This is a genomic window from Ancylobacter crimeensis (genome assembly GCF_023016805.1).
In the GTDB taxonomy this organism is placed as follows: domain Bacteria; phylum Pseudomonadota; class Alphaproteobacteria; order Rhizobiales; family Xanthobacteraceae; genus Ancylobacter; species Ancylobacter crimeensis.
The window spans coordinates 272,299-297,534 of record NZ_JALKCH010000006.1 but is presented as its reverse complement, the minus strand read 5'-3'; the positions used below and the strand labels follow the sequence as shown (position 1 = coordinate 297,534).

Genomic DNA, 25,236 nt, shown 5'->3' with positions numbered 1-25,236 from the left:
GAGGATGCCGCATCCATGCTCAAGGTTCGTGTCATTCCCTGCCTCGACGTGAAGGACGGCCGCGTCGTGAAGGGCGTCCAGTTCGTCGACCTGCGCGACGCCGGCGATCCGGTGGAGGCCGCCCGCGCCTATGACGCCGCCGGGGCGGACGAGCTCTGCTTCCTCGACATCACGGCCAGCCACGAGGCCCGCGGCACGCTGATCGACGTGGTGAGCCGTACCGCGGAGCAGTGCTTCATGCCGCTCACCGTGGGCGGCGGCGTGCGGAAGGTCGAGGATATCCGCGCTTTGCTCAATGCCGGGGCCGACAAGGTCTCGATCAACACCGCCGCGGTGTCGCGCCGCGCCTTCGTGCGCGAGGCGGCGGAGAAGTTCGGCGAGCAGTGCATCGTCGTCGCCATCGACGCCAAGCAGGTGTCGGCCGAGGGCGAGGCGCCGCGCTGGGAGATCTTCACCCATGGCGGCCGCAACCGCACCGGCATCGACGCCGTCGATTACGCCCGTGAGGTGGTGGAGCTCGGTGCCGGCGAGATCCTGCTGACGTCGATGGACCGCGACGGCACGGGCAGGGGCTTCGACCTCGCGCTGACACGTGCGATCTCCGATGCCGTGCATGTACCGGTGATCGCCTCCGGCGGTGTCGGCACGCTCGACCATCTGGTCGAGGGCATCCGCGATGGCGGAGCGTCGGCGGTGCTGGCGGCCTCGATCTTCCATTTCGGCACCTTCACCATCGGCGCCGCCAAGCAGCGCCTTGCCGAGGCCGGCCTGCCGGTGCGGGCCACGGGAGGTGAGGAACCATGACCCACCCGACCGATCGCGTGACGCTGGAGGATCTCGCAGCCACGGTGGCCGAGCGTGCCGCCGGCGGCAAACCCGGCGAAAAACCTTCCTACACCCGCACGCTGCTGGAGAAAGGCGTCGTCAAATGCGCCCAGAAGCTCGGCGAGGAAGCGGTCGAGACCGCTCTCGCAGCCGTGCAGGATGATTCGAAAGCGGTGGTTTCCGAGGCTGCCGATCTGCTCTACCATTTCGCCGTCCTGCTCCATGCCCGCGGCATTGCCCTCGATGACGTCTATGCGGAGCTTGCCCGGCGCACGGCACAGTCGGGCCTGGAGGAAAAGGCCGGCCGCACGGCCCGCTAGCCATTTTCGCCGCGCATCCCGTGCCCGGCTTGTGGTATACGGTGGACCAACGCCCGGCGATGCAATGCCCGGGCGACCCCGCGAGGAACATGCCGATGGAAGCCAGGGTCGACACGGGAGTGCTTTCGCCCTTCCGCCATTTTTCGCGCGCCGAGTGGGCTTCGCTGCGCGCCGACACCCCCCAGCCGCTGACGGCCGAGGAAATCAGCCGGCTGCAGGGTCTCAACGACCGGCTGTCGCAGGACGACATCGAGGAGATCTACCTGCCGCTCTCGCGCCTGCTCTCCATGTATGTGGGCGCGACGCAGAAGCTCTTCCGCGCGATGCAGAAATTCCTTGGCCCCGAGGAGGGCGGCAAGAAGCCCTATATCATCGGCGTGGCCGGCTCGGTGGCGGTCGGCAAGTCCACCACCTCGCGCGTGCTTCAGGCCCTGCTCGCGCGCTGGCCAAATACGCCGAAGGTCTCGCTTGTCACCACCGATGGCTTTCTGCTGCCCAATGCGGTGCTGCAACGCGAAGAGCTGATGCAACGCAAGGGCTTCCCGGAGAGCTACGACCTTCCGGCGTTGCTGCACTTCCTCACCGACGTGAAGGCCGGCAAGCGGCCGGCACGTGCGCCGGTCTACAGCCATTTCAACTATGACGTGACGCCCAACGAGACGGTCGAGGTCGATCAGCCCGACATTCTGATCGTCGAGGGGCTGAACGTGCTGCAGACCAGCCGCCCTCCGAAGGATGGCAAGGGGATTCCCTTCGTCTCCGACTTCTTCGACTTCAAGATCTATATCGATGCCGACGAGGCTCTTCTCGAGCGCTGGTACGTCGAGCGCTTCATGCGGTTGCGCGAGACGGCGTTCCGCGATCCCGCCGCCTACTTCCACCGCTATGCCGGTATCTCCGCGCGGGAGGCCGACGCCACCGCGCGCGGCATCTGGCGCACCATCAACCTCGTCAATCTGCGCGACAACATCCTCCCGACCCGTCAGCGCGCCGACCTCATCCTGAGCAAGGGCGGCGACCATCAGGTCGAGGCGGTCGCACTGCGGCGGCTCTGAGGTGATGGAAGCGCCTTCCCCGGTCGAGGTCGTGCCGGGCTGCCTGTGGTGGCCAGGCTGGTTCGACCGGCCGGCCCAGGAAGCGCTGGTGGTGGCCCTGCGCCAGATCCTGACGGAAGCGCCGCTCTTCGTTCCCCGCATGCCGCGTACCGGCAAGCCGTTTTCGGTGCGGATGTCGAATTGCGGTTCGCTGGGGTGGGTGTCGGACGAGACCGGCTATCGTTATCAGCCTTTCCACCCGGAATCCGGCCGGCCGTGGCCGGCGATGCCCGCGACCCTGACAGCGCTGTGGGCACAACTCGCCCCGGACGCACCCCCGCCGGAAGCCTGCCTCATCAACTGGTATGACCCCGCCGCACGGATGGGGCTTCATCAGGACCGCGACGAGGAGGAGTTCGGCGCGCCGGTGGTCTCCGTTTCGCTCGGCGATACCGGAGTGTTCCGCATCGGCGGCACGGCGCGCACCGCAGCGACCCGGTCGATCCGTCTCGCATCGGGCGACGTGCTCATGCTGTCGGGGCCAAGCCGTCTCGCCTTCCACGGTATCGACCGAATCGTGGCGGATAGCTCCTTGTTGAAACAGGGCGGACGCATCAATCTCACGCTGCGGCGGGTGCGTCCCGCCTGAAGCCGGTCCCCGCACAGGTGGCCGGCCGTAGCAGGGATACGTCATGCGCCACTACTGGATCGGTCTTTTCGTTGCTGCCTTTGCCTTTCTGGCCCAGACCGGGATATCCCGCGCCGATGGCCCCGTTTTTCCGGGCGACGGCAATACCGGGCTGGTGCCGCCTGCGGGCATGGTGGAGGTCACCGACGGGCCGACCGGCGTTGAGAACCGGGCGGCGAAATCAGCTATCCTCGTCGCCGACATTCCCCTGCCAGCCTTTGACGAGGTGAAGGAGAATTTCTCCGACGAGATGCTGGCCAAGCAGGGCATCACCATCGCCCAGCACGTCGACGTCGATCTGCCGAACGGCGCGAAGGGGTGGCTTCTCAAGGGCTCGCAGAATGTCGGGCCGGTTACGCTGCGCAAATGGCTGATGCTGGTGCGCGGGGAGAAGGGCGCGGCGCTTGTCACCGCGCAGTTCCCGCAGCTCGCCGCCGACATCTATCCCGACAGCGTGGTCGAGACCGCCCTGCGCAGCGTGGTGTTTCGCGATCCGCCGTCCGATCTGGAGCGTCTGTCCCGCCTGCCGTTCACCTTGTCGCTGCCGGACGGCTATCGGGTGGTGAAGGTCTTCGGAGCCAAGACGGTGCTGGCCACCAAGGGGCCGAGCGACGATGTCGGCGCCAGCAGCCAGCCCTATTTCATCGTCTCGATTGCGCAGGGCGATATTCGGGAGGAGGATCGCGAGAGCCTGTCGAAACGCTCCATCGCGGGCGTGCCGGGCGTGAAGGACCTTCATGTCGATCGCGGCGGCCCGCTGCGGATCAACGGATCGCCGGGGGTCGAAATGGTGGCGAGCGCGGTGAACATCCGCAACGAGGCACCGATGAAGGTGGCGCAGTGGATCAGCTTCGGCCGCACCAGCTTCATCCGCATGGTCGGTGTCGCCCCGGCGGACGGCTTCGACGCCAGCTTCGCCGAGCTGCGGCAGGCGCGCGACGGCGTGCAGCTGCGCTGAGGCGCCGGGTAGCTCCGGCGGCACCCTGCGGGCAGCCGCCGGCCATTGTCAATTGGGGCTGTTCGCGGCCTCTTCCGAGGCGGGAGCTTTCGGGCCGCCCTTGGCAACGCCTACCAGCGCCGGCCGCAGCACGCGCCCGCCGATCGTGTAGCCCGGCTGGATCACCTGGACTACGGTGCCGGACGGAACCGCCGGGTTCGGCACCTCGAACATGGCCTGATGCAGATTCGGGTCGAACCTGGCGCCTTCCGCCTCGATCCGCGTGACGCCGTGCTTGGCCAGCGTCTGTGCGAGCGAGCGGCTGGTGATCTCGATGCCGTCCAACAGCGTCTTCAGCGCCCCCTCGGCCTTCGCCTTCGCCTCGGCGTCGATCGCGCCCAAAGCGCGCTCGAAATCGTCGGAGAAGGTCAGGACGTCGCGGGCAAAGCTGGTGATGCCGTAGACCTTGGCGTCGGCAATCTCGCGTTCCGCGCGGCGGCGCACATTGTCGGCCTCGGCATAGGCGCGCAGGAACTTGTCCTTCAGGCTCGCGACCTCAGCTTCGAGACGCTCCTTTTCCTCACGAATCTCCCCGGCCGCATCGGTTGCCGGGCTTGCCTCGTCCGGCGTTGCCGCGGTTTCGGGCTCTTCCGCCGGGTTGCGGGTTTCTTCGGTCATGGATACCTCGTGAAAGTCGAGATCCGGGACGGCTTCACGATAGCGTGCGTTCAGCCGTGCGGTCGGTCGCCATATCGGGTCGTACGGGCGAAAAATCAAGCCGCGATGGCGGTTTTGGAGCAGATGGGGGCACGCTTCATGCTGCGTCGGCGCCTGGTCCGCCGAGCACCCGGCTCACCACCCGCGCGGTGAAATCCACCATCGGCACGATCCGCGCATAATTCAGGCGGGTCGGCCCGATGACGCCAAGCACGCCGACGATGCGCCCCGCGCCGTCGCGATAGGGCGCGACGATGGTGGAGGAACCGGACATCGAAAACAGGTTGTTCTCCGAGCCGATGAAGATCCGCAACCCTTGAGCCTCCTCGGCCCGACCCAGCAGGTCGACCACTTCCTGCTTGGATTCGAGGTCGTCGAACAGCAGGCGGATGCGGTCGAGATCCTCGATGGCTCTCAGGTCGTGCAGGAGCTTGGCCTGTCCGCGGACGATCAGCCGCCGCTCGGCCTTGTCGCCGCCCGACCAGCTGGCGAGCCCGGTCTCGACCACGCGCGCGGTGACCTCGTCCAGCTCGGCCCGGCGCGCCGCGAGCGCTCGCTCCACCTCGCCGCGCAACTCGGCAAGGGTACGCCCACGGGTTCGGGCGTTCAGGAAATTGGTCGCCTCCACCAGCGCCGAGGCCGGAAGGCCCGGCGGCAGCGGCACGAGGCGGTTCTCGACCTCACCGTCCTCCGATACCAGGATCAGCAATGCCCGGCTCGGGTCGAGCGCGACGAATTCGATGTGCTTGAGGCGCGCATCGCTCTTGGTGGTAGTCACCACCCCGGCCCCGCGGGACAGGCCCGAGAGCAGCGTCGAGGCTTCCGACAGCACGCCCTCGACCGTCTTGCCGCGTGCGGCGGCGCGCACCTGCGCCTCGATCGAACGGCGCTCATCTTCCGAGACGTCGCCGATCTCCAGCAGCGCATCGACGAAGAAGCGCAGGCCGCGTTCGGTCGGTAGTCGGCCCGCGCTGGTGTGCGGCGCGAAGATCAGCCCGGCCGCCTCGAGGTCCGCCATCACGTTGCGCACCGAAGCTGGCGACAGCGTCATCGGGATCAGCCGCGAGATGTTACGCGATCCCGCTGGCTCGCCGGTGGCGAGATAGGTTTCGACGATCTGCCGGAAAATCTCGCGCGAGCGTTCATCGAGCCGGGCGAGTTCCGGCGCGCGCGACGCGATGAGGGGGTCAAGGGCCATGATAGGGGCGTGCCGCTCCGACAGGTCTGCGATTCCTCACACTATTCGGCTTTCCGCCCGTCCGTTCAAGGGAGCCGACCTGATGGAAGGCCCGGCGCATCGCAGCGCATCATGCCGCGTGCCGCCACAAGCCTTGAGCGCATGGCTCCAGCCACGTACAAGGGCCGCCGGTCAATGAGGAGAATTGCCATGCGTCCGTCCCGCCGTGCCCCCGACGAGATGCGCGCCGTCAGCTTCGAGCGCGGCGTGCTGCGCCATGCCGAGGGCTCGTGCCTCGTGAAGTTCGGCGAGACCCAGGTGCTGGTCGCCGCCACGCTGGAGGAGCGCCTGCCGCCATGGCTGAAGGGCCAGGGCCGTGGCTGGGTGACAGCCGAATACGGCATGCTGCCGCGCGCCACCCACGAGCGCACCCGCCGCGAGGCCACCGCCGGCAAGCCGTCCGGCCGTACCCAGGAAATCCAGCGCCTGATCGGACGCTCGCTGCGCGCCATCGTTGATCTGGAACGCCTTGGCGAGCGGCAGATCACGGTGGATTGCGACGTCATCCAGGCCGATGGCGGCACCCGCACCGCCTCCATCACCGGGGCTTGGGTCGCGCTCCATGACTGCCTGACCTGGATGAAGAGCCGGGGCATGCTCTCGACCATCCCGCTGCGCGACAACGTTGCCGCGGTGTCTTGCGGCATCATCGACGGCGAGCCCCGGCTCGACCTCGACTATGCCGAGGATTCGGAGGCCCATACCGACATCAACTTCGTGATGACCGGCTCCGGCGGCTTCATCGAGATCCAGGGCACGGCGGAGAAGACACCCTTCACCGAAGCCGAGTTCGATGCAATGCTCGCCCTCGCCCGCAAGGGTGTCGGCCGCCTCGTCGACCTGCAGAAGCTGGCAGTAGCCTGAAATGAACGAGCATAGGCGCCTGACCGGCAAGATTGTCATTGCCACGCACAATCCCGGAAAGCTGGAGGAGATGCGCGGGTTGATGGCGCCTTATGGCATCGAGACCGTCTCCGCCGGCGACCTGAATCTGCCCGAGCCGGAGGAAACCGGCCTCACTTTCGGCGAGAACGCACGGATCAAGGCGGTCGCGGCGGCGAATGCCTCCGGGCTGCCGGCCTTTGCCGATGATTCAGGGCTCTGCGTCGAGGCTCTGGGCGGCGCGCCAGGTCTCTATACCGCGCGCTGGGCCGGTCCCGACAAGGACTTCGCCATGGCGATGGCCAGGGTCGAGGAAGGGCTGCGCGAGGCCGAAGCCGAAGACCCGGCCCAGCGGCGCGGCTATTTCGTCTCAGCGCTGTGCATCGCCTGGCCGGACGGGCGTGTGGAGGATTTCGAAGGCGTGGTCGAGGGCACGCTGGTCTGGCCGCCGCGCGGGCCGGCCGGCTTCGGCTATGACCCGATGTTCCAGCCGGACGGACACACCCGCACCTTCGGCGAGATGAGTGGTGCCGAGAAGCACGGGCTGCCCCCGATCGGCCGGGGCCTTTCCCATCGCGCGCGCGCCTTCATGGCGCTCGCGGAGGCATGTCTGGGTGCCGATTTTGGCTGACGCCCTGCGGCGGGAGAGCCTGCGTGCCCGCGAGGTCGTGCCGCCGCTCGATCCCGGCTTCGGGGTCTACGTGCATTGGCCGTTCTGCCTCGCCAAATGCCCCTATTGCGACTTCAACTCCCATGTCCGCCATGCGCCGCCGGACCAGGCGCGCTTCGTCGCCGCATTTCGTGCCGAGATCGCGCATCTGCGCGGGCTGACCGGGCAGCGGCGCACCGCCAGCGTGTTCTTCGGCGGTGGCACGCCCTCGCTGATGGAGCCGTCCACGGTGGGCGCCATCCTGTCGGCGATCGACGAGGCCTGGCCGCTCGATGCGCGGGCGGAGGTGACTCTGGAGGCCAACCCCACCAGCGTCGAGGCCGGCCGGTTTCGCGGCTATCGCGCGGCGGGCGTGAACCGCGTCTCGCTCGGCGTGCAGGCGCTCGACGACGCCTCGCTCAAGGCGCTCGGGCGGATGCACAGCGCCGCCGAAGCGCTGGCCGCTGTGGCGGTGGCGCGCGCCGCCTTCGAGCGGGTGTCGTTCGACCTCATCTATGCCCGCCCGCGGCAGACGCCCGAAGCCTGGGCGGCGGAACTGCGGCGCGCGGTGGAGGAAGGGTGCGAGCACCTCTCGCTGTACCAGCTCACCATCGAGGACGGCACGCCGTTCGCCGCATTGCACCGGGCCGGGAAGCTGGTGACGCCGGATGAGGATGTCGCCCGCGCCCTGTGGGATGTGACGCAGGAAACCACCCGCGCCGTGGGCCTGCCGGCTTATGAGATCTCCAATCACGCCCGGCCGGGTGCCGAGAGCCGGCACAACCTGCTGTACTGGCGTTATGGCGAATATGCCGGCGTCGGCCCCGGCGCCCATGGCCGGCTCGACACGCCCGAGGGCCGCCGCGCGACCGTCATCCAGCGCGCGCCCGAGGGGTGGCTGGAGACCGTGGAGCGTGCCGGGCACGGCATTGTGCTCGACGAGACGCTAAGCCGCGCCGAGCAGGGCGACGAACTTCTGCTGATGGGCCTCAGGCTCGGCGAGGGGATCTCGCTCGAGCGTTTCGCCCGGCTCTCCGGCCGCGAGATCGCGGCTGCACGCATCGCGGCTCTGGTGAGCGAGGGGCTGGTCGAGGAGCTTTCCGACCAGCGGCTGCGCGTGACCCCGCTCGGCTTCCCGGTCCTCGACGCCATCGTCGCGGACCTTGCCGCCTGATGTGCGTCAGAACCCTCCGCCTGCGAAGCTCGTCGGCGCAGGATCGACGATCTTGCTGGTGCCGTTGGCGAATTGAAGCACGGCGAGGCCGCGCTGATTGGTGCCGTCGCTCATGAAGCGGAAGATGCCGTCCACCCCGGTATAGCCCGACGGGCTCTGGATCGCGGTATCGTTGATCCCCATCGGACCCTGGCTGCCGACGATGACGGCGAGCAGCGAGACCGCGTCATGGGCCAGCGAGGCGGTGCGGACCGGTGCGCTGCCGAAGCGGGCGCGGTAGCGCTCGGCGAAGGCGCGGTAGCCGGCCGGATCGGGGGCGGCGAAGATGCCGCCGGCAACCGCCGGATTGGCGGCGAGCCTCGCATTGTCCCAGAGCCCGGTGCCCATGAGCTGCTTCCCGGCAAGGCTGACGCCTGCGCTTTGCAGGGCCGCCAGAACCTGCGGCACCGCATCACCCGCATCGGGAATGAAGATGGCGTCGGCCTGCGCCGCGCTGGGCGCGAGGCGCCGGGCGGCATCGGCATAGGAGGCGGCATTGCCGGACGTGTATTTCTCCAGCCCGACGACTCGGCCGCCGGCTGTGGGAACGACTTCGCGGAACGCGGCCTCCACCACGCTGCCATAGGCATTGGCGGGAATGAGCGCAGCGAAGGACCGCCTGCCGCGGCTGGCGGCAAAGCGGACCACCCGCTGCACGTCGCTCTGCGGCAGGAAGCTGAGCAGGTAGACGCCCTGCGTCGCGACATTGGTGTCGGTCGAGAATCCGATGACCGGCACGCCTCGCGACCGCGCGACCTGGCCGGCGGAGGCGACCGAAGGCGCGAAGAGCGGGCCGATGATGGCGCGCGCACCCTCGTCGATCGCCTGCTGTGCTGCCGCTTGCGCCCCCTGCGCGTTGCCGCCGTCGTCCTTCACCACCAGATCGAGGCCGCCGCCCTTCACCTCGTCGAGGGCGAGCTGCGCGGCGTTGCGCAGCGACTGCGCCGCCGCCGCGGCGTTGCCGCTCGCGCTGAGCGGAAGCAGCAGCGCAACCCGGACCCCGCCATTCGACGGCTGGGGCTGGGGCGCGACCGGCGCCGCGGCGGGAGCCGGCGAGAATCCGGCCTGGGGCGGCGGATTGTCGATCGTGCTGCCGCAGGCGGCGAGAAGCATGAAAGAGGTACCGGCGATGATCGGCTGCAGCACCTGCGCGGCGCGGGCGAGGAAGGCGGACGGATTCAGAATGGCCTCCCATGGATACGGATGCTCTCTTCTTTTTAGGGAGCGCCGGGGCGTTCTGCCAGTGTTCCCCGCGCGCAATGCGGCTTGCAGGCCGGAATCCGCCCGGACTGTGGCCGCGCGACACGACGCAGATCGCGCAGGCCGCTCAAGCGTGTTCTGCCGAAGTTGATAGGCTCACGCGGGCGGAAAACGCTCCATGGCTTGCATCTGGCGCGCCTTCCTGTCGATCGGATGATTCCACCCGATCGGAAAGGGCTTTAGAACGATGTCCATGACCCGCACCGATGCACCTTTGCGCCCGCCCTCCTTCCAGCTCGCCGGCCAGATCATCCCGGCCGAGCGCCTCTCGCCAGGCCTTCATGTGGTGGCGACGCCGATCGGCAATCTCGGCGACATCACCCTGCGGGCGCTCGGCACGCTGGCCGGGGCCGACGTGGTCGCCTGCGAGGACACCCGCATCACCCGCCGGCTGTTCGACCGCTACGGCATCGCGACCCCGCTCGTCGCCTATCACGAGCACAATGCCGAGAGCATGCGCCCGCGGCTGATGGCCCGCATCGCGGAAGGGGCCGCGGTGGCGCTCGTCTCCGATGCCGGCACGCCGCTGGTATCGGACCCCGGCTTCAAGCTGGTTGGCGCGGCGATCGACGCTGGCTACCGCGTGTTTCCGCTGCCGGGTGCCTCGGCCAGCCTTGCCGCGCTCGTCGCTGCCGGGCTTCCGACCGATCGCTTCTTCTTCGAAGGCTTCCTGCCGCCAAAGAGCGGCGCCCGGCGCAGCCGGATCGCGGAGCTGAAGGCCCTGCCGGCGACGCTGGTGCTCTATGAGACCGGGCCCCGGCTCGCCGAAAGCCTCGCCGATCTCGCCTCCGGCCTCGGGCCTCGCCCTGCCGCGGTGTGCCGCGAGCTCACCAAGGCCTTCGAGGAGGTGCGCCGCGCCGCACTCCCCGATCTCGCCGCCCATTATGAGACGGCCGGCGCGCCGAAGGGCGAGATCGTGCTCGTCATCGGGCCACCTGAGGAGGCGGTCGCCAGCGACGACGAGATCGACGCTGCCCTGAACGAGGCTCTGCGCACGCTCTCGGTGAAGGATGCTGCGGCCGCCGTATCGGCAGCCACGGGCCGGCCCCGGCGGGAGGTCTATGCCCGGGCCCTCGCACGGGGCGGCGCGCGTGAGCCACGGGGCGGCGCGCGTGAGCGTTGAGAGACGACGCGCCGCCTTCAACCGCGGCGTGGAGGCGGAGAGCCGTGCCGCTGCGTTGCTGGCGGAACAGGGCTTCACCGAGATCGCGCGGCGGGTCCGTACCCCGCTCGGCGAGATCGACCTCATCGTACGGCGAGGCGACTTGCTGGTCTTCGTCGAGGTGAAGGCACGTTCGAGCCTTGCCGGCGCCGCCTATTCCATCCTGCCGCGCCAGCGCCGGCGCATCGTCGGTGCGGCCGAGATCTTCGCCGCCGCCCATCCGGACCTCGCCGGCCTCGACATGCGGCTCGATGTCGTGCTGGTCGCGCCGGATCGGCCACCGGTTCACATCGAGGGCGCGTTCGAGGCGGAGTGACGCGGTTGCGCGGCGATGGCGGAATGGGTCGCAAGCGACTAAACAGGAAGCGACCTCACCCAGCCCGGCCGGGCGCATTTTCCAGGCTTCTCCCATGACGCTGAACGTCGCTGTCCAGATGGACCCGATCGACCGGATCAACATCGCCGGCGATTCGACTTTCGCCCTGCTGCTGGAAGCGCAGGCCCGCGGCCATGCTCTCTCCTACTACCCCACCGATCGCCTCGCGATGCGCGACGGCGAAGTCTATGCAACCGTCCAGCCGATCAGCGTGCGGGATGTCGCCGGGGACCATGTCACCATGGGCGAGAAGCAGCGCGTGCGGCTGGACAGCTTCGATGTCGTGCTGATGCGGCAGGATCCGCCCTTCGACATGAACTATGTCACCGCGACCCATCTGCTGGAGCGGGTGCACCCGAAGACGCTGGTGGTGAACGATCCCGGCCATGTGCGCAATGCGCCGGAGAAGATCTTCGTCACCGAATTCCCGGACCTGATGCCGCCGACGCTGATCACCCGCGACCTCGAGGAAATCAAGGCGTTCCGGGCGGAGCAGGGCGACATCGTGGTGAAGCCGCTCTATGGAAATGGCGGGGCGGCAGTGTTCCGTCTCACCGGCGACGATCTCAATTTCGGCTCGCTCTACGACCTGTTCGCCACCACTTTCCGTGAGGCTTGGGTGGTGCAGAAATTCCTTCCCGAAGTCAGTGACGGCGACAAGCGCATCATCCTGGTGGACGGTGTCTTTGCGGGCGCGGTCAACCGGGTGCCGAGCGCGGGCGATCTGCGCTCCAACATGGTGCGTGGGGGTGTTGCACGTGAAACGGACCTCTCGCCGCGCGAACGCGAGATCTGCGAGCGGCTGGGTCCGGCGCTGCGGGAAAAGGGATTGATTTTCACGGGGATAGACGTGATCGGCGGCAATCTCACCGAGATCAACGTCACCTCCCCCACCGGCATCCGCGCCATTCGCCGGCTCGGCGGGCCGGACATCGCGGCGATGATCTGGGACGTGATCGAGGCGAAGCGCGCCGCGCGCTGAAATGCAGAAGGCACCGGCCGCGGGAAGGCCGATGCCTTCGAAAACCAGTGGTCCGATCAGTGCAGTGTGGTGGACGGTCAGTGCAGGCCGACCGTCTCCAGCTCGTTCTGCAGCGCGCTGGCGATCGCCGCCTCGCGGCTGTCGGTCAGCACGATCGGGGTGCCGTCGGCGGCATGCAGGGTAAAGAGCTCGATGCCGGGTGCGATCTCCGGCGCCTGGGGGAACATCCCCGGCACGTCCTCCGAGCGGATGGAACGCACATAGGCGACCTGCCCGCCGCCGAGGCTGGCGAAATCCTCCCGGGACAGCGCGCCGGCGACCTCGTTGGAGGCGGGCGTGCCGTGGAATGCGAACTGGCTGGTCATAATCGGCTCCCTCTCTATCCCGCGCGGCCCGTTCCCCTCCTCCCGGAGAGGCCCGGCCGGGATGTTTCAATCGTCGGTCGCTATCTCGATACGTTTGACGACCCGTTCCGGTTCCGGCCGCGCCAGATCAACGGACAGAAGGCCGTTGCGCAGGTCGGCACCCAGCACCTTCATGCCGTCGGCCAGAACGAACGTGCGCTGGAACTGCCGTGCGGCGATGCCGCGATGCAGGAAGATACGGTCGGGATCCTCGGCCTGACGGCCGCGGATCACGAGTTCCTTCTCCTGCACCGTCACGTCGAGCTGCTCGCGGGTGAAGCCGGCCACCGCCAGCGTGATCCGCAGCCGTTCCGGCTCGCCGCCCGGGGCGAGGCGCTCGACATTGTAGGGCGGATAGCCATCCGACCCCTTGACGACGCGATCCAGGGTCCGCTCGACCTCGTCGAAGCCGAGCAGGAAGGGGCTCGACAAAGAGGGAATACGCGACATGGTCCCAAAGTCCTCGTGAAGCGACTTTGCTTCGCCGGGGCCCTGACAAGGCACCCCGGACGCACGGGATATGGGAGGGGTCTCGACAGGGCGCAAGGGGCCGGCAAAGCGTGCCGGCGCGAGGGCCGCCTCAGGCCGCGTGGCGCTCCGCATTGATGCCGAAATGGCCGAGATAACGCGGGTTGATACGCTCGATCGGCAGGCAGATGAACACGTCGGTCGTGCCGAAGGCGTGATCGATCACCGCGTGCTCGCCGATCTGCGCGCCGAGCCGCAGATAACCCTTGATGAGGGGCGGCAAGGCATTGAGCGCGGCGCGCTGGTCGATCATCTCGCGCGGCAGCAGGTCCATCGGTACCGCGCGGGCGGGCAGCGCCGCGGCGTTCCATTCCTCTTCGCCGCGCGCGAAATGGTGCAGGAAGGCGAGCGGCTGGGCGAGCGGGGCGAGGCGGGTGCCCTCGAGGCTGGCGCAGCCGAACAGCACGTCGACCCCGTGCCGCAGCACATAGGCCCATATGCCGTGCCACAGCAGCTCCACCGTGCGCTTGGTGCGGTAGGGCTTCAGCACGCAGGAGCGGCCGAGTTCCAGAAAGCGCCGGCCCGGATGGCGGGCGATGAGCGCGCGGATGGCGAATTCGCCGGCGGTGTAGAAGCCGGCGTGGCGGTCGGCGATGTCCTGCCGCAGCAGCCGATAGGTGCCGACCACCTTCGGCTCGCCGGCGGTTTCATGGTCCAGCACCAGCAAATGGTCGCACACCGCATCGAAGCGGTCGAAGTCGCGGCGGGCAAGGCGGGCGGCGGGGGCCGGAACGGCCGACATTTCCTCGAAGAACACCTCGTAGCGCAGGCGCTGGGCCCGGCGCACCTCGGCGGCGGAGCAGGCGAGGCGCACTTCCAGCGGGCCGATCTGCCCGAGGCTCGCCGGCCCGGCGGCGCGCCGGCTCTCCCGGTAGCGCAGCCCCGAATAGGAGCGCAGCGCCGGGGCGAGCCGGGTCGGCTTCAGGGTCACCAGGGTCTGGCCAATCAGCGGCTTGAGGTGGGCGGGCGTGAACATCTGCCGGAACGGCACCGCGCGCGGTGCCTGCGGGGCACGCTCTTCCATCCTGCGCGCGGCATGCTCCTGAGCGGCAAAAGCGTGGGCGGCAAGGAGGTTAGGGGCAACGATGGTGGGAGCATGTGTGTGGGCGGATGCGCCCTGCGCCGGGAGAACGTCCGCCAGGGGCCCGATGGTGTCGCCGGCACGAGGATGCGTCATCGCAAGGAATCCCGAAAAGCGGAACGGTTCGACGAACCCACCCGATCATCAGGGCCAGCGGTTCCCGACGCAAGGACAGGAACACAGCTCTCCGACGCGCATGTGACAGCGCGTGGCGCCGCAGCGCGGACGATACCGGCGCGTCGTCGCGGGCGGTAGGCGGGACCTCGGCTCCGGCGCCGTCCGAACGACGGGTTCGACCGCCCTATCCACCCCACCGGCGCGCAAGGGCTCAGCCGGTTGGCCGGCCTGCAAGGTTCCCGGCCGCCTGCCGCGATCTGGAGCCGCGGGTCCTCGCTCTCGCGCGGCAGGCCGGGAGCCGGGCGCGGAAGAGCGACCCCACGCGACGGCGACACGATGGACGGGACGACATCCGACACCGTGAGGATGATTCCCGGCTCCCGACACGGCTTCCCGCGCGCTGATTCGGCGTGCTGGGCGCTCCCACACTGCCGAGAGCGGGAAGAGCCGGCATTTTCAATCCGTCCTCATGAGGAGCAGAGTGGCCGCCTTGCCGTCATTCCCCGCTGTCCGGCACCGCTGTCCTGTCGAAGCGCAGCCGGGTGAAGCTCGCCAGCGCCGCCGCGACTGCGCACAGGCCGGCGATGAACAGGGCAATCTTCGGTGCCGGGCCCAACGCCACGGTCTGGAAGATGACGGACATGGAAATGGCGCCCAGCGTCTGTCCGGTCAGGCGGGCGGTTCCCTGCATCGCGCCGGCCGCGCCGCTGCGGTGCTTCGGCGCCGACAGCAGCAGGATGTGGTTGTTGGGGGTCTGGAAGGTGCCGAAGCCGGCACCCGCCGCCACGGTTCCCAGAAGGAAGACCAGGTGCCAGGGATCGGCCGGCAGCAGCGCCACGGCGAGCAGCCCGGCTGCGAACAGCGTGCCGCCGCAGGTGCACAGCCAGGCTGTGCCCATCCGGTCGGACAGGCGGCCGGAAATCGGCGCCATGATCACCGTCGCGATCGGCCACGGCATCATGTAGAGGCCGGCCAGCCCCGGGCTCATGCCGAGCGTATGCTGAAGATAGAAGGGCAGAGCGACATAGCTGAGCATCTGGCCGGCGAAGCACATCACCGAGGCGATGACGGCGATGCGGAAGGCCGGCGAGGCGAGGAGGTCGGTCGGCACGATGGGGGCTGGGTTGCCGCGCTCGCGGGCCAGGATGGCGCCGAGGCAGGCGAGCGCGGCGGCGATCAGGGCCGCGCTCTGCAGCGGGGCCTCCGCGATCCGGTCGGCTCCCCAGAACAGCAGCACGAACATCGCGGTGTTGAGGAGCAGGGTCAGCGCGTCGATGCGCTTCCGGCTGCCCGGTCGCGCATGCAGGGCCCGCCCGCCGGCAAGGATGACGAGGCCGAGCGGAATGTTGACGGCGAACAGCCAGGACCAGTGCGCGACCGACAGGATCGCCCCGGCGACGGCCGGGCCAGCCGCGGACGACGCCGCGACGGTGACGGCGTTGAAGCCGATGATGGTGCCCAGCATGCGCTGCGGCACCGCGAGGCGCAGGTTCATCGCCGCCAGCGCCATGATCGCGCCGCCGCCCAGCCCCTGGACGAAGCGGGCGGCGACCAGCACCGGCAGGCTGCCGGCGAAGGTGCAGCCCGCCGAGGCCAGCACGAAGAGCACGACGCCGGCGAGATAGACCCGCCGCGCCCCGAAGATCTCGCCCAGCGCGCCGCAGGGCAGCAGCGCGACCAGCACGGCAAGCTGATAGCTCGAGACGACCCACACGGTGTGGCTGGCGTCGGCATTGAGCGAGGCCGCAATGGAGGGCAGCGCGACATTGGCGATCGCGCCGTCCAGCACCACGAGGATCAGCGCCATGAGCAGCACGGCGACGGCGAGATGGCGCCGCGGCGAGGGCAGCCCGTCTTCGAACGGGGCTGCATGGGGGGCATCGGTCGTCGGTGTCGGCGTGCGCTGTTCCATGACCGGACGGATACCCCCGCATGGATGGTTGCACCAGACGCACAGATGAAAACCCATGCTTGCGTATAACGGCATGGGTATCTAGCCTCGGTGCGCGATGATCGATGTAGACCTCAATCTTTTGCGGGCGCTCGACGCGCTGCTGCGGGAGCGCAGCGTGACCGGCGCCGCGCGTCGCGTCGGCCTCAGCACCTCGGCCATGAGCCGAACATTGTCGCGGCTGCGATCGACGATCGGCGACCCGCTGCTGGTGCCCGCCGGCCGCGACATGGTCGCCACCCCCCACGCCGAGGCCATCGCCGACGAGGTGCACCGGCTGGCGGCAGCAGTGAGCGAGGTGCTGTCGCCGCCGCCGGCTCTGGACCTCGGCCGGGTGCAGCGCGACGTCGCGATCCGCGCCAATGACGCCTTCGTGCTGCTCCACGCCGCCCGGCTCAGCGCGGCGATCTCCGCGACGGCACCGGGCCTGCGGCTGCGCTTCGTGCCGAAGCCCGACAAGAACATCCAGGCGCTGCGGGATGCCGATGTCGATCTCGATATCGGCGTGGTGGGCGGGGAGGCCGCCGAGCTGCGCGGGCGCATCCTGTTCCGGGACCGGTTCGTGGGGGCGGTGCGGCGGGGCCACGCGCTGCTGGGCCCGGATCCGGTCGCGGTCGGCGACTATGCCGCCTGCGAGCATGTCGTCGCGTCCCGGCACGCCCGCTTCACCGGTCCGGTCGACGAGGCGCTCGCGCTGTTGGGCCTCACTCGCATGGTGCGGCTGGTGGTGCCGACCTATCAGGCGGTGCTCGCTGTGGTCGCGGCTTCGGATCTGGTCGGGCTGGTGCCGCGCTCTTTCTGCGGGCCGGCGCCGGATGACCGGATCGCGCTGTTCGACCTGCCGGTCGCCACGCCCTCGATCGCCGTCGCGCTGACCTGGCACCCGCGGATGGACGCCGATCCGCTGCATCAATGGCTGCGGGCGACGATCTTCAGGCTGTTCCGGGCGTAAGGGGCGGCGGATCGCTACGCCGCCGCCTGGCGGTCCGCGCTCGCCCGATAGGCCAGCGCCTCGGCGAGATGCGCGCGGCCTACGGTCTCGGCACCGGCGAGGTCGGCGAGGGTGCGGGCGACCTTGAGCACGCGGTGATAGCCGCGCGCGGACAGCCGCATCAGCCGGGCGGCGTCGGCCAGCAGCGCGGTGCCGGCGTCGTCGGGGCTGGCGATGGCGTCGAGCAGCGGACCGTTCGCCTCGGCATTGGTGGACAGGTCGGGCCGCCCGAGCGCGCGGAACCGCGCGGCCTGCAAGGCACGGGCTTGCGCCACCCGGGCGGCGACGGCGGCGCTGCTCTCGGTCGGGGCCGGACGCACGAGATCGACGGCGGAGACCGCCGGCACCTCCAGATGCAGGTCGATGCGGTCCAGCAGCGGGCCGGACAGCCGGGCCTGGTAATCGATGGCGCAGCGCGGTCCGCGCCGGCAGGTGTGGCCGGGCTGGCCGGCATGGCCGCAGCGGCAGGGGTTCATCGCCGCGACGAGCTGGAATCGGGCGGGATAGGCCACGCGGTGGTTGGCGCGGGCGATGACCGCCTGCCCGCTCTCCAGCGGCTGGCGCAGCGAATCGAGCACCGCCGGCTGGAACTCCGGCAGCTCGTCGAGGAACAGCACGCCGTTATGGGCCAGCGACACCTCGCCGGGCCGCGCCCGCATGCCCCCGCCCACCATCGCCGCCATGCTGGCCGAATGGTGGGGCGCGCGGAACGGCCGGCGGGCGGTGAGCGCACCGCCTTCCAGCGTGCCGGCGACGGAGGCGATCATCGACACGTCGAGCAACTCCGCCGGGCCGAGCGGCGGCAGGATCGAGGGCAGGCGCTGCGCCAGCATCGACTTGCCGGCGCCGGGCGGGCCGATGAACAGCAGGTTGTGCCGACCGGCCGCGGCGATCTCCAAGGCGCGCCGCGCGCTTTCCTGTCCCTTCACATCTGCGAGATCGGGCAGCAGCGCTTCGCCCTTCGTCAATTCGGGATGCGGACGCTCCAGCACCTGCCGGCCGGCGAAATGGTTCACCAGTTCGATCAGCGTCGACGCGGCGAGGATCGGCAGGTCCGGGCTCGCCCACGCGGCCTCCGGCCCGCAGGCGGCGGGGCAGATGAGGCCGTGGCCGCGCCCGTCCGCGCCGATCGCGGCCGGCAGCACGCCGGCCACCGGGGCCAGCCGCCCGTCCAGCGCCAGCTCGCCGAGCACGGTGTAGCCGTCCAGCGCGTCGGCCGGAATGGCGCCGATCGCCGCCATCAGCCCGAGCGCTATGGGCAGGTCGTAATGACTGCCTTCCTTGGGAAGATCGGCCGGCGCAAGGTTCACGGTGATGCGCCGCGCCGGCAGGGCAAGACCGGAGGCAATGAGAGCGGCGCGCACCCGCTCCTTCGCCTCGTTCACCGCCTTGTCGGCGAGGCCGACCAGGTTGAACGCCGGCAGGCCCGGCGCGACCTGGATCTGCACGTCGACCGGGCGCGCCTCCACCCCTTCGAACGCGACCGTCGCCACGCGCTGAACCATGCCTGCCTGCCTGGGAAAGTGCCTGCTTCCAATACCGCCAGCTTAAGGGCCGCTGCCGCTTCGTCAAGAACAGGAGTGGAACGGATCGGCGGCCCGGGGATTGGTTCCTTCGACCGGAGGCGCGACGGACGCAGCGTCCGCCGTGTTCACGATAGAATTTTTCTATTGCAGCACGGAAGTCCCGAATTGATTCAGTTTCAAGGAAGCTTCATGGTGTCCTTGGAAAATTTTAAAAGAAGGCCGGGAGAGAGATGCCGCATTACGAGCCCTGGAGTGAGGCGCGTGCCCGCGAGGTGATCAACGAGTTCGCGCATCTCGAAGGCCCCCTCATGCCGATGCTTCACGGGATCCAGGAAACCTTCGGCCATGTGCCGGAGGAGGTGGTCCCGATGCTGGCCGAAACCCTCAATCAGTCGCGCGCCGAGATCCACGGCGTGATCACCTTCTACCACGATTTCCGCCACGAGCCCGCCGGGCGTCATGTGCTGAAGCTCTGCCGCGCCGAGGCCTGCCAGGCCGCCGGCGGCGACGCGCTCGCCGCCCATGCCGAGGATCGCCTCGGCTGCAAGCTCGGCGAAACCACGGCCGACGGCCGCGTGACGGTGGAGCCCATCTACTGCCTCGGCCTGTGCGCCACCGCTCCCTCCGCCATGCTCGACGGGCGCATCGTCGCCCGCCTCACCGAGCGCCGCCTCGAGGCCCTGATCACGGAGGCGCAGTCGTGACCGTTCGCCTGTTCATTCCCAAGGACGCCTGCGCCATCGCCTGCGGCGCCGACGAGGTGGTTGCCGCCATCGAGGCCGCCGCCCGCAAGACCGGCACCGCCATCGAGATCGTGCGCACCGGCTCGCGCGGCATGCTCTGGCTGGAGCCGCTCGTCGAGGTCGAGACCGCCGACGGGCGCATCGGCTATGGTCCGGTGACCGAGGACGACGTCTATGGCCTCGTGGCTGCGGGCCTGTTCCAGGGCGGCGCGCATGAGCTGCGCATCGGCAAGCCCGAAGAGCATCCGTTCATGGCGAAGCAGACGCGCCTCACCTTCGCGCGCTGCGGCATCATCGACCCGGCCTCCTACACCGATTACTGCCGCCTCGGCGGCTATAAGGGGCTGGAGCGCGCGCTCCAGCTCGGCCCGGCCGAGATCATCGAGGAAGTGAAGAAGTCCGGCCTTCGCGGCCGCGGCGGCGCAGGCTTTCCGACCGCGATCAAGTGGAAGACCGTCGCCGATGCCAAGGACGACCGCAAATACATCGTCTGCAATGCCGACGAGGGTGACAGCGGGACCTTCGCGGACCGCATGATCATGGAGGGCGACCCCTTCCAGCTCATCGAGGGCATGACCATCGCCGGCCTCGCGGTGGGCGCCACCAAGGGGTTCGTCTACACCCGCTCGGAATATCCCCACGCCATCGCCGCGATGGCCAAGGCGATCGAGGTCGCCCGGCAGCACGGCATGCTGGGCGTGAACATCGCCGGCAGCCAGCACTCCTTCGACATGGAAGTGCGGATGGGCGCCGGCGCCTATGTCTGCGGCGAGGAAACCGCGCTGCTCGACAGCCTGGAAGGCGGGCGCGGCACGGTGCGCGCCAAGCCGCCGCTGCCGGCGCACAAGGGCCTGTTCCAGAAGCCGACCGTCATCAACAACGTGCTCTCGCTCGTCGCGGTCCCGCACATCCTCGCCGACGGTGCGCAGAAATATGCCGATTTCGGCATGGGACGCTCGCGCGGCACCATGCCGGTCCAGATCGCCGGCAATGTGCGCTATGGCGGCCTGTTCGAGACCGCCTTCGGCATCCCGCTCGGCGAGCTGATCAACGACATCGGCGGCGGCACCGCCTCCGGCCGCCCGGTCAAGGCGGCGCAGGTGGGCGGCCCCCTCGGCGCCTATGTGCCGACCTGGGACTTCGACCTGCCCTTCGACTACGAGGAATTCGCCAAGCGCGACGCGCTGATCGGCCATGGCGGCATCGTGGTGTTCGACGACACCGCGGACCTCGCCAAGATGGCCCGCTTCGCCATGGAGTTCTGCTCCGTCGAAAGCTGCGGGAAGTGCACGCCCTGCCGCATCGGCTCGACCCGCGGCGTGGAACTGATGGACCGCATCATGAGGGGCGAGCGGCGCGAGGCCAATCTCGCGGTGCTCACCGACCTCTGCCACACCATGAAGCTTGGTTCGCTCTGCGCCCTGGGCGGTTTCACGCCCTATCCGGTGATGAGCGCGCTCAAGCACTTCCCCGAAGATTTCGGTGCCGCCCCGCGCACCCTCGAAGCCGCCGAGTGAGGAGGACGCATCATGTCTCTCGTTCATGAGATCGATTACGGTACGCCCGCCCCGAAAACCGACAAGATGGTGACCCTCACCATCGACGGCGTTGAGATCAGCGTCGCCGAGGGCACCTCGATCATGCGCGCGGCGATGGAGATGGGGACGCAGATCCCCAAGCTCTGCGCCACCGACATGCTGGACGCCTTCGGCTCCTGCCGGCTCTGCCTTATCGAGATCGAGGGCCGCGCCGGCACGCCGGCCTCCTGCACCACCCCGGTCGGCCCGGGCATGAAGGTGCACACCCAGACCGAGCGGCTCAAGCAGCTCCGCAAGGGGGTGATGGAACTCTACATCTCCGACCACCCGCTGGACTGCCTGACCTGCGCCGCCAATGGCGACTGCGAACTTCAGGACATGGCCGGCGCGGTCGGCCTGCGCGAGGTGCGCTACGGCATGGAGGGCGCGAACCATTTCGCCCCGGCCTCCGAGCTCACCATGCCGAAGGACGAGTCGAACCCCTATTTCACCTATGACCCGGCCAAGTGCATCGTCTGCAACCGGTGCGTGCGGGCCTGCGAGGAAGTGCAGGGCACCTTCGCGCTGACCATCGCCGGCCGCGGCTTCTCGTCCCGCGTCTCGCCCGGCCAGTCGGAAGCCTTCCTCACCTCGGAATGCGTGTCCTGCGGCGCCTGCGTGCAGGCCTGCCCGACCGCGACGCTGGCCGAGAAGGCGCTGATCCAGATCGGCCAGCCGGAGCATTCCGTCGTCACCACCTGCGCCTATTGCGGCGTCGGCTGCGCCTTCAAGGCGGAGATGCGCGGCCAGGAAGTGGTGCGCATGGTGCCGTGGAAGGACGGCAAGGCCAATCGCGGCCATAGCTGCGTGAAGGGCCGCTTCGCCTGGGGCTATGCCATGCACCAGGACCGCATCCTGAAGCCGATGATCCGCGACAAGGTCTCCGACCCGTGGCGCGAGGTCTCGTGGGACGAGGCGCTGAGCTTCACCGCGCAGAAGCTGACCCATATCCGCGACACCTATGGCCGCCGCGCCATCGGCGGCATCACCTCCTCGCGCTGCACCAATGAGGAAGCCTATCTCGTCCAGAAGCTGATCCGCGCCGGCTTCGGCACCAACAATGTCGACACCTGCGCCCGCGTCTGCCACTCGCCGACCGGCTACGGTCTCAACCAGGCCTTCGGCACCTCGGCGGGCACGCAGGACTTCGATTCGGTCGAGGATTCCGACGTCATCCTCGTCATCGGCGCCAACCCGACCGACGGCCACCCGGTGTTCGGCTCGCGCATGAAGAAGCGGCTGCGCGAGGGCGCGAAGCTGATCGTGCTCGATCCGCGCCGCATCGACCTCGTGCGCTCGCCGCACATCAAGGCCGATTTCCATCTCCCGCTGCAGCCGGGCACCAATGTCGCCGTCGTCACCTCGATGGCCCATGTCATTGTCACCGAAGGCCTGGTGAACGAGGACTATGTCCGCCAGTTCTGCGACTGGGAGGAATTCCAGGACTGGGCCGAGTTCGCAGCCGACCAGCGGAATTCGCCGGAAGAGGTCGAGAAGCTGTCCGGCGTGCCGGCCCATCTCATCCGCGGCGCGGCCCGGCTCTATGCCACCGGCGGCAATGCGGCGATCTATTACGGCCTCGGCGTCACCGAGCATTCGCAGGGCTCAACCACCGTCATGGCGATCGCCAACCTCGCCATGGCGACCGGCAATATCGGCCGCCGCGGTGTCGGCGTGAACCCGCTGCGCGGCCAGAACAACGTGCAGGGTTCGTGCGACATGGGCTCGTTCCCCCATGAGCTGCCCGGCTACCGCCACATCTCCGACGACGCCACCCGCGCCACCTTCGAGGCGATGTGGGGCCGTCCGCTCGATCCCGAGCCCGGCCTGCGTATCCCGAACATGCTGGACGCCGCGGTCGACGGCACCTTCAAGGCCATCTACATCCAGGGCGAAGACATCCTGCAGTCCGACCCCGACACCCGCCACGTCTCGGCGGGCCTCGCGGCGATGGACCTCGTGATCGTGCAGGACCTGTTCCTGAACGAGACGGCGCGCTTCGCCCATGTCTTCCTGCCGGGCTGCACCTTCCTGGAGAAGGACGGCACCTTCACCAATGCCGAGCGCCGCATCCAGCTCGTGCGCAAGGTGATGGCGCCGAAGAACGGCTATGCCGACTGGGAAGTCACCCAGCTCCTCGCCAATGCGATGGACATGGGCTGGACCTACACCCACCCCTCGCAGGTGATGGACGAGATCGCGGCGCTGACGCCGAGCTTCTCCGGCGTGTCCTTCGCCCGGCTCGACGAGATGGGCTCGGTGCAGTGGCCGTGCAACGAAGCCAATCCCGAAGGTGTGCCGATCATGCACATCAACGGCTTCGCGCGCGGCAAGGGCAAGTTCGTCATCACCGAATATGTGCCGACCGACGAGCGCACCGGGGCCCGCTTCCCGCTGCTGCTCACCACCGGGCGCATCCTGTCGCACTACAATGTCGGCGCGCAGACCCGCCGCACCGCCAACGTCGCCTGGCACCCGGAGGATCGCCTCGAGCTTCATCCGAACGATGCCGAGCTGCGCGGCGTGCGTGACGGCGACTGGGTGCGGATCGACAGCCGCGCCGGCGCCACCACGCTGCGCGCGCTGATCACCGACCGCGTCGCGCCGGGCGTCGTCTACACCACCTTCCATCACCCGGACACGCAGGCTAACGTCGTCACCACGGACTTCTCCGACTGGGCGACCAATTGCCCCGAGTTCAAGGTGACGGCGGTGCAGATCTCGCGTTCCAACGGCCCGTCCGAGTGGCAGGAAGAATACGACGCCTTCTCGCGCCAGAGCCGTCGCATCGCGACGGCGGCGGAGTGAGGCGGAGCGTATCGCGATGATCCCGGTCGTTCGCCGTGCCCCGCGTCTTGCCGTCACCGGCGATGGCGTCGTGGCCGGCGAGCGGACCATCCCCGAGGAAGTGCCGGTCGCCATCGTCCATAACGGCTCGACCTATGCCGTGATGATGGCAACCCCGGCCGACCTCGAGGATTTCGGCGTCGGCTTCAGCCTCACCGAAGGGGTGATCCGCGATCTGTCCGAGATCGAGCAGATCGAGACCCTGTCCTTCGAGAAGGAAGGCCTTCCCGGCGTCGAGGTGCGGCTCTGGCTTTCGGGCGAGCGCGCCGCCGATGCCGCCGACCGGCGCCGGCGCCTCGCCGGTCCGACCGGCTGCGGCCTGTGCGGGGTGGAGAGCCTGGAGATCGCGGTGCGCCCTGCCCGGCAGGTCGGGGCGGGCCGCGCTTTCACCGGCACGCAGATCGCCCGCGCCATCGCCGCCTTGCGACCGGCGCAGGCATTGAACCGGGAAACGCGCGCGGTCCACGCCGCCGCCTTCTGGGAGCCGGAGGCCGGGCTGATCGCGGTGCGCGAGGATGTCGGGCGCCATAATGCGCTCGACAAGCTGGTCGGCCATCTGGTCCGCGAGGGCCGTGCGGCGGAGGGGGGCATCGTCCTGCTCACCAGCCGGGTGTCGATCGAGATGGTGCAGAAGACCGCGATGCTCGGCGCCGTCGTGCTGGTCGCAGTGTCCGCCCCCACGGCGCTGGCGGTCCGCACCGCGGAAGCCGCCGGCATCACCCTGGTCGCGGTCGCCCGCGACGACGGATTCGAGGTCTTCACCCACCCGCACCGGGTGCTGACGGACGATTCGCAGACCCAAGACCGCCTTAAGCAAGACACCACCCCTACGCACGACACGCAGAGCACGGACCAGACCGCCCATGTCGCATGACCCGGAAGAAACGATGCGCCGCCTCGTCTATATGGCGAACCAGATCGGCACCTTCTTCGACGCCCAGCGCAAGGAGACGGTGGTGCCGGGCATTGCCGGGCATATCGAGAAGTTCTGGGATCCGCGCATGCGCGCCCGCATGGAGGACCACATCGCGAAGACCGACGGCCAAGGCCTGAAGCCGCATGTGCTGGAAGCCTTCCGCACCCTCAAGCCGGTGAGCCGCACCGCGATTCCCCACGCCGTCGCCCCGGCCCATCACTGAGCCTCGCATCGTTGACGAAAAGCTGCCGTCTTCTCCGTGACGGCGGCTTT

General features: G+C 69.0%; 25 protein-coding genes. 17 read left to right on the top strand and 8 right to left on the bottom strand.

Translation table 11 applies throughout. The annotated features are described in order from the left end of the window. Positions 1-15: 15 nt before the first annotated feature. From hisF to MWN34_RS11160, 5 genes are all read left to right on the top strand, one after another. Positions 16-804: an imidazole glycerol phosphate synthase subunit HisF gene (gene hisF, locus MWN34_RS11180; RefSeq protein ID WP_247029248.1), complete on the top strand. Its 789-nt coding sequence runs from the start codon at positions 16-18 to the stop codon at positions 802-804. Next, positions 801-1,145 (top strand): phosphoribosyl-ATP diphosphatase, encoded by a 345-nt coding sequence (locus MWN34_RS11175; RefSeq protein ID WP_247029247.1) that lies wholly within the window; start codon positions 801-803, stop codon positions 1,143-1,145. Before hisF ends, MWN34_RS11175 begins: the two co-directional genes overlap by 4 nt. Before the next feature lie 95 nt (positions 1,146-1,240). Next, positions 1,241-2,200, top strand: a complete 960-nt coding sequence (gene coaA, locus MWN34_RS11170) for a type I pantothenate kinase (protein ID WP_247029246.1) — start codon at positions 1,241-1,243, stop codon at positions 2,198-2,200. A 4-nt stretch (positions 2,201-2,204) separates the two neighbouring features. Further along, positions 2,205-2,828, top strand: a complete 624-nt coding sequence (locus MWN34_RS11165) for an alpha-ketoglutarate-dependent dioxygenase AlkB family protein (RefSeq protein WP_247029245.1) — start codon at positions 2,205-2,207, stop codon at positions 2,826-2,828. Positions 2,829-2,871: 43 nt separating this feature from the next. Then, on the top strand, positions 2,872-3,825 hold the full coding sequence (locus MWN34_RS11160) for a hypothetical protein (RefSeq protein WP_247029244.1): 954 nt from the start codon (positions 2,872-2,874) through the stop codon (positions 3,823-3,825). A 48-nt stretch (positions 3,826-3,873) separates the two neighbouring features. On the opposite strand, the gene grpE is transcribed toward MWN34_RS11160, so the two are convergent. Together grpE and hrcA are read right to left on the bottom strand one after the other, a co-directional pair. Then, a complete protein-coding gene (gene grpE / locus MWN34_RS11155; protein ID WP_247029242.1) occupies positions 3,874-4,482 on the bottom strand; it encodes a nucleotide exchange factor GrpE in 609 nt (202 codons plus the stop codon). Positions 4,483-4,618: 136 nt separating this feature from the next. After that, a complete protein-coding gene (gene hrcA / locus MWN34_RS11150; protein WP_247029240.1) occupies positions 4,619-5,719 on the bottom strand; it encodes a heat-inducible transcriptional repressor HrcA in 1,101 nt (366 codons plus the stop codon). Between the two features lie 189 nt (positions 5,720-5,908). On the opposite strand from hrcA, the gene rph reads away from it, so the two are divergent. The 3 genes from rph to hemW are packed head-to-tail and all read left to right on the top strand — an operon-like array spanning position 5,909 to position 8,463. Beyond that, positions 5,909-6,622, top strand: coding sequence for a ribonuclease PH (rph, locus tag MWN34_RS11145; RefSeq protein WP_247029238.1), 714 nt, complete (start codon positions 5,909-5,911; stop codon positions 6,620-6,622). Position 6,623: 1 nt separating this feature from the next. After that, the gene (rdgB, locus tag MWN34_RS11140; RefSeq protein ID WP_247029236.1) at positions 6,624-7,271 is read left to right on the top strand and encodes an RdgB/HAM1 family non-canonical purine NTP pyrophosphatase; all 648 of its coding nucleotides are present in this window, start codon (positions 6,624-6,626) and stop codon (positions 7,269-7,271) included. Further along, the gene (gene hemW, locus MWN34_RS11135) at positions 7,261-8,463 is read left to right on the top strand and encodes a radical SAM family heme chaperone HemW (protein WP_425532094.1); all 1,203 of its coding nucleotides are present in this window, start codon (positions 7,261-7,263) and stop codon (positions 8,461-8,463) included. Before rdgB ends, hemW begins: the two co-directional genes overlap by 11 nt. A gap of 6 nt (positions 8,464-8,469) precedes the next feature. Here the strand turns inward: hemW and MWN34_RS11130 are convergent, their stop codons facing one another. Further along, positions 8,470-9,615 carry a penicillin-binding protein activator gene (locus MWN34_RS11130; protein ID WP_247029234.1) on the bottom strand — a complete coding sequence of 382 codons (1,146 nt, stop codon included), beginning with the start codon at positions 9,613-9,615 and terminating at the stop codon, positions 8,470-8,472. Between the two features lie 340 nt (positions 9,616-9,955). On the opposite strand from MWN34_RS11130, the gene rsmI reads away from it, so the two are divergent. From rsmI to gshB, 3 genes are all read left to right on the top strand, one after another. Then, on the top strand, positions 9,956-10,885 hold the full coding sequence (gene rsmI / locus MWN34_RS11125; RefSeq protein ID WP_247029232.1) for a 16S rRNA (cytidine(1402)-2'-O)-methyltransferase: 930 nt from the start codon (positions 9,956-9,958) through the stop codon (positions 10,883-10,885). Then, complete coding sequence (locus tag MWN34_RS11120) at positions 10,875-11,240, top strand: YraN family protein (RefSeq protein ID WP_425532091.1); 366 nt, start codon at positions 10,875-10,877, stop codon at positions 11,238-11,240. The genes rsmI and MWN34_RS11120 overlap by 11 nt, the downstream gene beginning before the upstream one ends. Positions 11,241-11,334: 94 nt before the next feature. Then, positions 11,335-12,282 (top strand): glutathione synthase, encoded by a 948-nt coding sequence (gene gshB / locus MWN34_RS11115; RefSeq protein ID WP_247029228.1) that lies wholly within the window; start codon positions 11,335-11,337, stop codon positions 12,280-12,282. A gap of 77 nt (positions 12,283-12,359) precedes the next feature. On the opposite strand, the gene MWN34_RS11110 is transcribed toward gshB, so the two are convergent. The 4 genes from MWN34_RS11110 to MWN34_RS11095 all read right to left on the bottom strand — a co-directional run bounded on the left by MWN34_RS11110 (position 12,360) and on the right by MWN34_RS11095 (position 16,228). Then, complete coding sequence (locus MWN34_RS11110) at positions 12,360-12,647, bottom strand: BQ00720 family protein (protein WP_247029226.1); 288 nt, start codon at positions 12,645-12,647, stop codon at positions 12,360-12,362. Between the two features lie 66 nt (positions 12,648-12,713). Then, positions 12,714-13,136, bottom strand: coding sequence for an Hsp20 family protein (locus tag MWN34_RS11105; protein ID WP_247029224.1), 423 nt, complete (start codon positions 13,134-13,136; stop codon positions 12,714-12,716). A 130-nt stretch (positions 13,137-13,266) separates the two neighbouring features. Continuing rightward, entirely contained in the window at positions 13,267-14,238 is a 972-nt protein-coding gene (olsB, locus tag MWN34_RS11100) for a l-ornithine N(alpha)-acyltransferase (RefSeq protein ID WP_247029222.1), read from the bottom strand. A 670-nt stretch (positions 14,239-14,908) separates the two neighbouring features. Next, the gene (locus MWN34_RS11095) at positions 14,909-16,228 is read right to left on the bottom strand and encodes an MFS transporter (RefSeq protein WP_247029384.1); all 1,320 of its coding nucleotides are present in this window, start codon (positions 16,226-16,228) and stop codon (positions 14,909-14,911) included. Between the two features lie 193 nt (positions 16,229-16,421). Between MWN34_RS11095 and MWN34_RS11090 the strand changes: the two genes are divergently transcribed. After that, positions 16,422-17,315, top strand: a complete 894-nt coding sequence (locus MWN34_RS11090) for a LysR family transcriptional regulator (protein WP_247029220.1) — start codon at positions 16,422-16,424, stop codon at positions 17,313-17,315. Between the two features lie 14 nt (positions 17,316-17,329). Here MWN34_RS11090 and MWN34_RS11085 read toward each other — a convergent pair whose 3' ends face one another. After that, positions 17,330-18,859, bottom strand: a complete 1,530-nt coding sequence (locus tag MWN34_RS11085) for a YifB family Mg chelatase-like AAA ATPase (RefSeq protein ID WP_247029218.1) — start codon at positions 18,857-18,859, stop codon at positions 17,330-17,332. Between the two features lie 251 nt (positions 18,860-19,110). Between MWN34_RS11085 and MWN34_RS11080 the strand changes: the two genes are divergently transcribed. Genes MWN34_RS11080 through MWN34_RS11060 form a run of 5 tightly spaced genes read left to right on the top strand, consistent with a single transcriptional unit; the run spans position 19,111 to position 25,186 of the window. After that, positions 19,111-19,584 carry a formate dehydrogenase subunit gamma gene (locus MWN34_RS11080; RefSeq protein WP_247029217.1) on the top strand — a complete coding sequence of 158 codons (474 nt, stop codon included), beginning with the start codon at positions 19,111-19,113 and terminating at the stop codon, positions 19,582-19,584. Then, positions 19,581-21,140, top strand: a complete 1,560-nt coding sequence (locus MWN34_RS11075) for a formate dehydrogenase beta subunit (RefSeq protein ID WP_247029216.1) — start codon at positions 19,581-19,583, stop codon at positions 21,138-21,140. The genes MWN34_RS11080 and MWN34_RS11075 overlap by 4 nt, the downstream gene beginning before the upstream one ends. Before the next feature lie 12 nt (positions 21,141-21,152). After that, a complete protein-coding gene (fdhF, locus tag MWN34_RS11070; RefSeq protein WP_247029215.1) occupies positions 21,153-24,008 on the top strand; it encodes a formate dehydrogenase subunit alpha in 2,856 nt (951 codons plus the stop codon). Positions 24,009-24,024: 16 nt separating this feature from the next. Beyond that, complete coding sequence (fdhD, locus tag MWN34_RS11065) at positions 24,025-24,921, top strand: formate dehydrogenase accessory sulfurtransferase FdhD (protein ID WP_247029214.1); 897 nt, start codon at positions 24,025-24,027, stop codon at positions 24,919-24,921. A gap of 13 nt (positions 24,922-24,934) precedes the next feature. Further along, on the top strand, positions 24,935-25,186 hold the full coding sequence (locus tag MWN34_RS11060; protein ID WP_247029213.1) for a formate dehydrogenase subunit delta: 252 nt from the start codon (positions 24,935-24,937) through the stop codon (positions 25,184-25,186). Positions 25,187-25,236: the final 50 nt, after the last annotated feature.